This window comes from Cupriavidus sp. SIMBA_020 (assembly GCF_046535395.1).
Taxonomy (GTDB): domain Bacteria; phylum Pseudomonadota; class Gammaproteobacteria; order Burkholderiales; family Burkholderiaceae; genus Cupriavidus; species Cupriavidus campinensis.
Genome location: NZ_JAWRWU010000005.1, coordinates 153,414 through 164,285 on the forward strand (window position 1 = coordinate 153,414; position 10,872 = coordinate 164,285).

Genomic DNA, 10,872 nt, shown 5'->3' on the forward strand with positions numbered 1-10,872 from the left:
AAAGGACAGGTGACACGCGTGGGGAATTCTGCGGAAAAGAGGCGCCAGGGGCAGGGGATCGGCCTCGGCGGGCGCTATGCGCGCTGGCTGGCGCCCGCGGTGAGCGGGCCGGCCGCGGCGCTGGAGTTGATCGCCACCATGGTGATCGCGATGGGGCTGGCCTGGCTCGTGCTGCCGCAGAACCCGCTGCTGCTCGGCATGGGCTTTCCCTGGGCGTGGCTGCTGCCGGTGATCCTGGCGCTGCGCTATGGCACGCTGATTGGCGTGGGCTCGGTGCTGATGCTGCTGGGCGGCTGGTTCTTCTTTGAATCGCTCGGCAGCTACACCAGCGCGTTCCCGCGCATGTTCTTCCTGGGCGGCCTGCTGCTGGTGCTGGTCTCGGGGCAGTTTGGCGATGTGTGGGGCACGCGGCTGGCGCGCGCCCGGGCCGTCAACCGCTACCTGGACGAGCGGCTGGCCGCGCTGACCAAGAACCACTACCTGCTGCGCATTTCGCACGCGCGGCTGGAGAACGACCTGCTGGCACGCCCGACCACGCTGCGCGACACACTCTCGCAGATGCGGGCCGTCGCCATGGGCGACGCCGCACGGGGCGTGGCGGGCCAGCCCGACATGCTGCCCGGCGCCCAGCCGATGCTGCAGGTGGTGGCACAGGCTTGCCAGATCGAAGGCGCGGCGCTGTTCGCGTGCGATGGCGAACGCATCTCGCCGCAGGCCGCCGCGAGCATCGGGCCGGCCTTCGAGCTGAACCTGGACGATCCGCTGGTGCGCCATTGCCTCGACACGCGCGAACTGGCCCACCTGCGCTCGTCCGGCCTGCAGCAGGACGCCGAGACCCGCTACGTGGCCGTGGCGCCGGTGCTGGCCGGCTCCGACCGGCTGATCGGCGTGCTGGTGGTGGAACGTATGCCGTTCCTCTCGCTGACCTATGAAAACCTCCAGCTGCTGATGGTGCTGATGGGCTACTACGCCGATGGCGTGGAGCACGGCCAGGCCACGCACGGTATCCAGGCGCTGATGCCTGCCATTCCGTACGCATTTGCGCTCGACTACGCGCGGCTGTCGCGGCTGCGCCAGGAAACCGGCGTCGAAAGCTCGGTGGTGGCGCTGGTGTTCGACCTCGACGAAGCCCGCGACGCGCTGTTCGAACAGGTGGTGCGCAGCCGCCGGGCGCTGGACGTGGCCTGGCCCGCGCGCAGCCCGCGCCAGCGCGCCATGCTGACGCTGATGCCGCTGTCCGACAGCCAGGCCGTCTCGGCCTATCTGGTGCGGATCGAAGACATGCTGCGCGCGCAGTTCGGCACCGACTTCGCCACCTCGCACATCGGCGTGTACTCGCTGACCGTGCCGGCCACCGGCGCCGAAGACGCGCTGGTGCGGCTGTTGCAGCGTTGCCAGATCGATGGCGCCACGGCGACCGATGCCACGGCGCCGCGCCCCGCGGCGTCCGGCGTGGTGGCTGGCAACAATGCTCCGGTGCCTGCTTCGGCAGGCACGCAGGCGGGCTGACGCATGGGCAAGCTGACCCTCGGCGGCACCGCCTTCCAGATCGCCGCGCTGGCGCTGCTGTTTCGCGGCGGCACGGGCCTGCCGCTGCTGCTGGCGTTCTTCGCCCTGCAGGCGGCGGCTGCCGGCCTGCTGGGGCTGGCGCTGTGGCGCCTGCTGCCGCGCCGCTTCCGCACACCGTTTGCGTGGACCTATGCCTACCTGGCTGCGTTCTGCTTCTTTGTGCCGCTGGGCGGGACGCTGGTCTGCCTCGGCAGCCTGCTGTTTGCGCGGCTGTTCCCGGGCCGGCGCGATGCGTCCGGCATTGCCTCGGTGGCGCTGCCGGCCTTCGTCACCCACCTGATCCAGCGCGTGACGCACGGCGGCGGGGCGCGCCTGCGCGCGCAGCTTGGCAATACACGCGCACCGCTGCCGGAGCGCATGAACGCGCTGGTGGCGATGCAGTCGATGCCGACGCGCACCGCCAGCCCGGTGCTGCGCGAGCTGCTGGCAGACAGCACGGACGACATCCGCCTGCTCGCCTACGGCATGCTCGATGGCGCGGAGAAGCAACTGACGCAACAGATCCTGGCCGAATTGCCGCGCCTGGAAGCCGCCGACACGCCCCAGGCGCGCGGCGAGATCAACAAGCGGCTGGCCGACCTCTACTGGGAGCTGATCTACCAGAACCTGGTGCAGGGCGATGTGTACCGCTATACCGCCAGCCAGGTGGAGCGCTACGCCAGCGCCGCGCTGGAGACCGACGACACCAACGCCGCGCTCTGGTACATGCGGGGCCGGCTGGCGCTCACGCGCAATGCGCCGGCCGAGGCGCGCGCCTGGCTCACGCGGGCCGAGTCGCTCGGCTTCGCGCGCGAGCGCGTGCTGCCGCTGCTGGCGGAAGCCGCCTACCTGGAACGCGACTACGCCGCCGTGCATCGCCTGATGGCGGCTTTCGACAGTCCTTCGCCGCTCCCGCTGGTGCGGCCCCTGCTGCGGTACTGGCAATCATGAGTGAAATACTGGTTAAGGGAACGTCCGCCGACGTCATGCTGCTGCTGGAAGGCACGTTCCCGTATGTAAGCGGGGGCGTGTCCAGCTGGGTCAACCAGATGATCCGCGCCTTCCCGGACATCCGCTTCGGCATCGTCTTTATCGGCAGCCGCCGGCAGGATTATGGCGAGATGGCCTACGCGCTGCCGGACAACGTCGTGCATCTGGAAACCCATTTCCTGTACGACTTTCCGCCGCCGCCGATGGTGCACGGCAGCTCCGGCGACCCGCGCGCCTTTGACAAGGCCGACGCGCTGCACGAGATGCTGCGCGAGCCCGGACGCGAGCAGGAAGCCGGCGAGCTGATCCGCGAACTGATGCCGGCGCTGCGCGAGGGCGGGGCGCTCTCCGAGGACGCTTTCCTCTACAGCCGCCGCGCCTGGCAGACCATTACCGATCAGTATCGCCAGTTCTGTACGGACCCGTCGTTCACGGACTACTTCTGGACCATCCGCATCATGCACAAGCCGCTGTGGCAGCTGGTGCGGATTGCCGATTCGCTGATCCCGGCGAAGATGTACCACACGGTGTCCACGGGCTACGCGGGCTTCCTGGGTGCCATGCTGCGCTACCGCACCGGGCGGCCGCTGCTGGTGTCCGAGCACGGCATCTATACGAAGGAACGCAAGATCGACCTGTTCCAGAGCCAGTGGATCCGGGATAACCGCAACATCTTCGAGCGGGACATTTCCCAGATCAGCTACTTCCGCGAGCTGTGGGTGCGCTTCTTCGAGACCCTGGGCCGGGTCTGCTACGACGCCGGCGACGAGATCGTGGCGCTCTACGAGGGCAACCGCCGCCGCCAGGTGGCCGATGGCGCGGTAGAAGCGCGCACGCGCAATATCCCGAACGGCATTAACCTGCCGCGGCTGTCGGCGCTGCGCACGCAGCGGGCGCCGGGTGTGCCGCCGGTGCTGTGCCTGATCGGCCGCGTGGTGCCGATCAAGGACATCAAGACCTTTATCCGCGCGATGCTGACCGTGGTGCGCGAGTACCCGGACGCCGAAGGCTGGATCGCCGGCCCCGAGGACGAGGATCCCGAGTACGCGCAGGAATGCCGCAGCCTGGCGGAAAGCCTGGGGCTCGGCAAGAAAGTGAAGTTCCTCGGCTTCCAGAAGATCGACGAACTGCTGCCGAAGGTGGGCGTGCTGATCCTCAGCTCGATCTCGGAGGCGCTGCCGCTGGTGGTGCTGGAGGGCTTCGCGGCGGGTGTGCCGTGCGTGACGACTGACGTGGGCTCGTGCCGCGAACTGATCTTCGGCCTGCCCGGCGAGGACGCGGCGCTTGGCGCGGCGGGCGGCGTGGTCCGTATCGCCGATCCGGCCGCACTGGCCGGTGCCGCGCTGGAACTGCTCACCGACCCGCCGCGCTGGCAGGCTGCCCAGGCGGCCGGCATTGCGCGGGTGGAACGCTATTACACGCAGGAACAGATGGTGGGCAGCTATCGCACGCTGTATGCGGCGCTGATGGACAAGCCCGATTACACGGGACGCACGGATGGGGCCGCGCCGGCCGGTAATCCGGCAAAGTGCCCCGTGCACGGAGGACGCTGACATGGCCGGGATTGGTTTCGAACTCCGCAAGATGCTCCGGCGCGACAGCCTGTCCGGCATGCTGAGCGCCTACGCTTACGCCGGCGTGATCAGCTCCGGGCCGTGGGTGCTGTCGATCCTCGGCATCCTGCTGATCGGCCTGCTGAGCATCGGCTTCGTGATTCCGGGGATGCTGATCACGCAGTTCCAGGTGTCGGTGACCTACCTGATTGCCTGCAGCCTGATCCTGACCGGGCCGATGCAGCTGTCGTTCACGCGCTTCACCTCCGACCGGCTGTTCGAGCGGCGCGACCACCTCGTGCTGTCGAACTACCACGCGGTGGCGCTGCTCTCCACGGGGCTGGCCGGCGCCATCGGCGTGGGCTGCGCGGTCTGGGCGTTCCCGGAGCAGTCGGTGCTGTACCGGCTGCTGATGATCGCGGGCTTCGTGATCATGAGCAATATCTGGATCGCGGCGATCTTCCTGTCGGGCATGAAGCAGTACAAGGCCATCGTGTGGACGTTCTTCGTCGGCTACACGATCACGGTGCTGGGCGCGCTGGCGCTGCGCTCGCGCGGGCTGGAGGGGCTGCTGGCCGGTTTCGTGGTGGGCCAACTGTGCCTGCTGGTGGGCATGATCACGCTGATCTACCGCAACTACACCAGCCAGCGCTTCATGTCGTTCGAGGTGTTCCAGAAGCGCTACGCCTATCCGAGCCTGGTGGCCATCGGCCTGTTCTACAACCTCGGCATCTGGCTGGACAAGTTCATGTTCTGGTACGCGCCGTCCACGGGCCAGCAGGTGATTGGCCCGCTGCACGCGTCCATCATCTACGACATCCCGGTGTTCCTGGCCTACCTCGCCATCATCCCGGGCATGGCGGTGTTCCTGGTGCGTATCGAGACCGATTTCGTCGAGTACTACGACGCGTTCTACAACGCGGTGCGCGGCGGCAGCTCGCTCGAGCACATCGAGGACATGCGCAACACGATGGTCCAGACCATCCGCCTGGGGCTGTACGAGATCGTCAAGGTGCAGGCCATTGCGGCGCTGCTGCTGTTCGTGGTGGGGCCGTGGGTGCTGCGGCTGCTGGGCATTTCCGAGCTGTACCTGCCGCTGCTCTATGTCGACGTGATCGGCGCGAGCCTGCAGGTGGTGCTGCTCGGCGTGCTCAACATCTACTTCTACCTGGACCGCCGGCGCGAAGTGCTGCTGCTGACCGGGAGCTTCGTGGTGCTGAACTTCGTGCTGACCCGGCTGACGCTGGAGCTGGGCCCAGCCTGGTATGGCTACGGGTTCGCGGTGTCGCTGCTGATCGTGGTGGCGCTGGCGCTGTACCTGCTGGACCGCAAGCTGGAGCGGCTGGAGTACGAGACGTACATGCTGCAGTAGGGCAGAGGACGAGGAGTCAAGGGCCGCAGGCCGCGGGCGTGCCTGTTGTAGCTTTTACACACGCTCCGGCGCCCGGGCGCGGCCCCGCTGGCCATCGTTTCAAACGTGCCAGCCCAATGCTGCGCTTGCCGCGCGCCATCCCCGCCGTCGCAGCGGCGCCGCAACACTGTTGCATGCCCCTCGAACGGAGCCTCGACGCGCCGTCGCGCGTTTGGGTAACATGATGCGGCCGCGCCACACATCGGCGGCAGTCATCAGAGGGATGTATGAGAATTGCCTCCGTGGAGGACGACCCCAGCCAGGCCGCACAGATCCGACAACTGCTCGAGGAGGCCGGCTTTACGTGTACGAGCTTCGCCACCGGATCGGACTTCCTGCGCGCGCTGCGTGACCAGGTGTTCGACCTGCTGGTCATTGACTGGCAACTGCCCGACATGAGCGGCTACGAGGTCGTGAACTGGGTGCGCCAGCATGCCGGCCGGCTGCCGCCCATCCTGTTCCTGACCAGCCGGATCGATGAATCCGATATCGTCGCCGGCCTCGCCGTCGGGGCGGACGACTACCTGGTCAAGCCGGTGCGGCCCGCCGAGTTCGTGGCCCGCGTGCGCGCGCTGCTGCGCCGCGCCTATCCGGCCGTGCCCCATGACGACCAGTTGCTGCGCCAGGGCCGCTATGTGGTGGATGCGCGCCGGCGGTCCATCACGCTCTCGGGCGCGCCGGTGGAACTGTCGCCGCGCGAATTCGACCTCGCGCTGTTCCTGTTCCGCAATATCGGCCGGCTGCTCTCGCGCGAGGTGATCGAGCAGGCCGTCTGGGGCCGCGCGATGGAAGCCGGCTCGCGTACGCTGGACACCCATATCTCGCGGTTGCGCATCAAGCTGGAGATGCGGCCCGACAACGGCGTGCGGCTGATGTCCGTCTACTCGCATGGCTACCGGTTCGAGGAGGCCAGCACGCTGGCCGCCGGGCAGCCCGATGCATAGCCAGGCGCCGCCGCCGTTGCCCCGCTTTCTCGACGGCCTCGAGAACCTGCCCGAGGCCACGGTGATCTGCGATATCGACGGCGGCATCCTCGTGGCGAACCGCCGCGCGGTGGCGCTGGCTCCCGCCATGCTGTCCGGCATCGAGGATCTGGCCGTGCGCGGCGGCGGCACCGCGCCGGGTGCCTCCCCGGATTCTCCGGATTCCCCTGATTTCCCTGATTTCGCCGACGATGCCTATGGCGGCCTTGCCCCGCCGGGCCTGCCGGATCTGATCGAAGCGCTGTTCCCGGTGCCGGGCCCCGGCCTCGCCTACTGGGATGCGCTCTGCGCGGTGCTGGACTCCCACGCGCCGGTCATGTCGTCCGACGATTCCCAGGGCGTGGAACTGGCCACCGAGGACGACCGCCGCTTCCTGCTCCACGGCGCGCCGCTACAGAGCGAAAGCGGCCGTCCGCCCGGGGCCATCGTCAGCCTGATCGACATCACCACGGTGCGCCGCGCCGAGCGTCAGCGCGCCCAGATGCTGCATTTCCTGTCGCACGACATGCGTTCCCCCCAGGCGTCGATCCTGGCGCTGATCGACATGCAGTCGCGCCCCACCCGCGCGCTGCCGCCGGACGTGCTGCTGGCCCGCATCGCCGAACACGCGCACCGCACGCTGGCGCTGGCCGACGACTTCATCCGGCTGGCGCAGGCGGATTCGGAACGGCTGGAGTTTGCGGAGGTGGAGTTGACCGGCCTGGTGCTGGACGCCACCGATGAACTCTGGGCGCTGGCCAAGGCGCGCGGCATCGAGCTGCAACTGAGCCTGGAAGCGGAGGGCGAGACCCTGCGCGCTGCCCCCGTGCTGCTGGTGCGCGCCATCGCCAATCTGGTCAGCAATGCCATCAAGTTCGGGCCGCCCGGCAAGCCGGTGTCGGTGCGGCTGCGGCGCATGGGGCTGTTCCTGGCGGTGGCGGTGTCAGATTCCGGCCCGGGCATTTCCTACGCGGATCAGGCGCGCCTGTTCGAACCGTTCCGCCGCGTGCACGCGCCGGGCGCCGATGCGCCGGCCGGCAGCGGGCTGGGGCTGGTGTTCGTGAAGACCGTGGCGGAACGGCACGGCGGCCGCGTCATGGTGGACAGCGCCGCCGGCGCGGGCGCCACCTTCACGCTGTTGCTGCCGTTGCGGCGGCGCGCCGGCTGATCTGACCGCGCCAACATCGGGCGTCGACGTTCGTCCCCGGCAAGCTGTATAGACATCGCCCGCCGACACAATTGTTGGCAATCGACGTGGACGAAATTGCCTACGATGGGCGAGGCCACGGACTCCGCATCCGAGGCTTTAGTGTCCGCGCTGGCCTCGGCGCGGACACGGCTTTTTTTCGATCCCGCCCGACTAGGCGCCAGACAGCAGCACGCCGATGGCGTCCCGATCCGCGCGGGAGAACCGCATGACCGTGAGCGTATCGTTGAGCGTGGCCGTGGCGGTCCGGATGGCCGAAGTAATGGTGCCAACGGCGTCGCGGAGCGCAGCGGTCTTCATTTCGCGCTGACGCGGTGCCAGCTTCCGGTCGGCCGCCACTTCCTGCAACTCGGCCGCCTTCTCCCGCAACTGCGCCTGCAGTTCGCGGATCTTGATCATCAGCTTCTTGATCTCCTCCGGATACTTGCTGTCCTGGATCGCGCGCGTCACCGCATCCGTGCCGTCGTCCTTCGTCTTCGCCAGCACGCGGCCACCGTGAGACACGGTGATGCGATTCCGCCGATCGGCGGCGGATGACGTCGAAAACGGACCTTGACCGGCTTCGGCCTGATCGGGCGAAGCCGCGGCCACGGGTGCCGGGAGATCTCGCGTCTTGGTGCCGGACGATCCGAGGGAAGGTGTGATTTGCATGGTCGTTTTCCTGTCTACTTTCTTGTTTGACGATGCTAATCAATGTCGGGTCACGTGCACTTACGAAATTTCTTGATTGGGGTATCGGAAGAAGCGATAGCGGGCTGCAACTTCGCATGGGCCGGGTGATAGCGCTACACTGCGCCCATTTTTCGAACGTAGCGAGACTCATGGACGTCGCGGACCTGAAGTACTTCGAGACTGTCGCCCGCCTCGGCAGCATGAACAAAGCGGCGAGCGAATTGCATACGGTGCAGTCAAACGTGACCGCCCGAATCCGGGCGCTGGAGGGCGAGATCGGTGTCCCGCTCTTTGTGCGGCATACCCGCGGCGTCAGCCTGACCCCCGCCGGGCAACGGATGCTGCCGTATGCCGGACGCATGGCAAAACTGCTGGCGGACGCGCGCCACGCCGCCATGGACGACGGCCCGCCCAGTGGTGCCCTGGTGCTCGGCACGCTGGAAACCACGGCCGCGCTGCGGCTGTCGCCCGTGCTGAGCCAATTCGCGCGGCGCTATCCGAAGGTCAGCCTGTCGTTGACCACGGGCACCAGTGCCAGCCTGACGAGCGATGTCGTGGAATGCCGGCTCGACGCCGCGTTCGTCGGGGGGCCGCTCAACCATCCCGATCTGCATAGCCAGGCGGTCTTCCGGGAGGAACTGGTCCTGGTCACGCCGGATACGATGCCCACGATCGATGCCATCCAATCCACACCTGACCTGAAGGCGATCGTGTTCCGCCGTGGGTGTTCGTACCGGCAGCGGCTGGAGGGGTGGTTTTCGGAGAGGGGAATGGTCCTCGCTACGCCGATGGAGTTCGGTGCGCTGGACACGATCCTGGCCTGCGTGGCGGGGGGTGTCGGGGTCACGCTACTTCCCCGTGGTGTGGCCCAGGCCGCGAGCGAACGCCATGCGCTCCGGCTGCACGCATTGCCGCCGGACAAGGCTTACGTCGAAACCTTGTTCATCCGCCGCCAGGACGCCTACCCATCGAGCGCCATGCTGGCATTTCTCGATGCGGTGACGGCAATGGGGGCGACTGGCAAGGCGGGCTAGGTGGGCTAGGCGGGCCAGGGCAGGGGCGATCGGCAGGAAACGCTAAATGCCGAGACCACCTGCCAGCCGCCGCGCCAGCCCCTCGCGCATCGTCCATTGGTGCGCGCGTCCGGTTCGTCCGGAGCGCATGAGCTCGAAGCCACCGCCAATGGCCGCGTCGCACCCTTCGAAACGGGCGCGTGATCCATATCGGTTCGTCGATGACGCGCGATGCGGCGTTTCCCACCGCATCGCTCTACCGCTGACAAAGGGCGCCATCACAGGCTTCACGCGCAGTCTGGTGCGCGACCTGGGGCCGAAAGGCATCACGGTCAATACGGGCCACCCGGGCCCGACCGATACCGACATGTTGCCCGACGGCGGCCCGGTCGGCCAGATCGTCGGCCCCGGCATTGCCGTGGGCCGGTACGGCCAGCCGCATGAGATTGCCGGTGTCGTGGCATTCCTCGCGAGCCCCGACGCAGCGTTCGTGACCGGGGCGGAGATTGTTGCCGACGGTGGCTTTACCGCCTGAGCGAGCTTACTTCGCCATGCCTGGCGCAGGCGCCGGCGTGGCGGCCGGCACCGGCGGGGTGGCCTCGGGTTTGGCGCCGTCGGCGTCCGGCTTGGCCGGTGCGTCGGGGGAAGCCGGCGTGTCCGGCTTGATCCGCTTCGGCACGTCCGAAGGCGTGCCCTCATCCTCGTCGTCATACGACGGCAGGTCGTCGCCCCCCTGGCCCAGCAGGTAGCGGCGGCGCTGCAGATAGCCATCCCGCACGAAGGAATACTTATCCAGCGCGGCCAGCGAGAGCAGGTCCGTCGCGCCGAGCAGGTTGGTCCGCACGTTCACCACGTTGAGCGCGAACAGCGAATTGCGCCATGCCGGATCGAGGTAATGCGCCGGGTCGAGGTAGAAGCTGCCGGCCAGCCCGATACCATCGCGCACGGTGCTCGGCCCGAACAGCGGCAGCACGATGTACGGCCCCTGCGGAAAGCCCCACACGCCCAGCGTCAGCCCCAGATCCTGCGAATGGCGCTCAATGCCGGCCGCCGTGGCGATGTCGATCAGGCCGCCGATGCCGAGCACCGAGTTGATCGCCACGCGCATCAGGGTTTCCGCCGCGGCGGTGCCCTTGCCCTGCAGCAGATTGTTGGCGAAGTTGCCGACGTCGGCCAGGTTCGAATAGAAGTTGGTCACCGCCTGCCGCACCGGCTCGGGCGTCACCGCCTTGTAGCCCTTGGAGATGGGCACGGCCACGTACTCGTCCACCGTGTCGTTGACCTTGAAGGTCACGCGGTTCATGGGCTCGAGCGGATCGTCGGGGTTGGCCTGCGGGCCGGAGGCGCAGCCCGCGAGCAGGGCGGAGAGGGCGGTGGCGGCCAGTGCGCTGGCGATCCGGGAGCGGCCGGTCAGGCCAATCGAGCGGGAAATCGGAAGGCGGCGGGCGCCGGGCAGGAGCGGGAGACGGGAGAGCATGGTGAGACGGTAGGTCTTTCTTGATTTCTTGTGGTTATG

10 protein-coding genes are annotated in these 10,872 nt (G+C 67.9%); 8 read left to right on the forward strand and 2 right to left on the reverse strand.

What is annotated here, in order from left to right:
* The first annotated feature begins 18 nt into the window (after positions 1-18).
* From SB751_RS12100 to SB751_RS12125, 6 genes are all read left to right on the forward strand, one after another.
* Positions 19-1,509, forward strand: coding sequence for a PelD GGDEF domain-containing protein (locus SB751_RS12100; protein WP_144196936.1), 1,491 nt, complete (start codon positions 19-21; stop codon positions 1,507-1,509).
* 3 nt (positions 1,510-1,512) lie between these two features.
* A complete protein-coding gene (locus SB751_RS12105) occupies positions 1,513-2,499 on the forward strand; it encodes a lipopolysaccharide N-acetylglucosaminyl transferase (RefSeq protein ID WP_144196937.1) in 987 nt (328 codons plus the stop codon).
* Positions 2,496-4,091, forward strand: coding sequence for a GT4 family glycosyltransferase PelF (pelF, locus tag SB751_RS12110; RefSeq protein WP_144196938.1), 1,596 nt, complete (start codon positions 2,496-2,498; stop codon positions 4,089-4,091). Before SB751_RS12105 ends, pelF begins: the two co-directional genes overlap by 4 nt.
* Before the next feature lies 1 nt (position 4,092).
* Positions 4,093-5,463: an exopolysaccharide Pel transporter PelG gene (gene pelG / locus SB751_RS12115; RefSeq protein ID WP_144196939.1), complete on the forward strand. Its 1,371-nt coding sequence runs from the start codon at positions 4,093-4,095 to the stop codon at positions 5,461-5,463.
* A gap of 266 nt (positions 5,464-5,729) precedes the next feature.
* On the forward strand, positions 5,730-6,446 hold the full coding sequence (locus SB751_RS12120; protein WP_410748086.1) for a response regulator transcription factor: 717 nt from the start codon (positions 5,730-5,732) through the stop codon (positions 6,444-6,446).
* Positions 6,447-6,462: 16 nt separating this feature from the next.
* Positions 6,463-7,632 carry a HAMP domain-containing sensor histidine kinase gene (locus SB751_RS12125; protein ID WP_342788590.1) on the forward strand — a complete coding sequence of 390 codons (1,170 nt, stop codon included), beginning with the start codon at positions 6,463-6,465 and terminating at the stop codon, positions 7,630-7,632.
* A gap of 192 nt (positions 7,633-7,824) precedes the next feature.
* On the opposite strand, the gene SB751_RS12130 is transcribed toward SB751_RS12125, so the two are convergent.
* Positions 7,825-8,322 (reverse strand): hypothetical protein, encoded by a 498-nt coding sequence (locus SB751_RS12130; protein ID WP_410748087.1) that lies wholly within the window; start codon positions 8,320-8,322, stop codon positions 7,825-7,827.
* Positions 8,323-8,492: 170 nt separating this feature from the next.
* Here SB751_RS12130 and SB751_RS12135 point away from each other — a divergent pair, with 170 nt between their 5' ends.
* Together SB751_RS12135 and SB751_RS12140 are read left to right on the forward strand one after the other, a co-directional pair.
* Complete coding sequence (locus SB751_RS12135) at positions 8,493-9,377, forward strand: LysR family transcriptional regulator (RefSeq protein WP_211943559.1); 885 nt, start codon at positions 8,493-8,495, stop codon at positions 9,375-9,377.
* Between the two features lie 127 nt (positions 9,378-9,504).
* Positions 9,505-9,891, forward strand: coding sequence for an SDR family oxidoreductase (locus tag SB751_RS12140; protein WP_280527763.1), 387 nt, complete (start codon positions 9,505-9,507; stop codon positions 9,889-9,891).
* A 6-nt stretch (positions 9,892-9,897) separates the two neighbouring features.
* Here the strand turns inward: SB751_RS12140 and SB751_RS12145 are convergent, their stop codons facing one another.
* Positions 9,898-10,833: a VacJ family lipoprotein gene (locus SB751_RS12145; protein ID WP_186296802.1), complete on the reverse strand. Its 936-nt coding sequence runs from the start codon at positions 10,831-10,833 to the stop codon at positions 9,898-9,900.
* Positions 10,834-10,872: the final 39 nt, after the last annotated feature.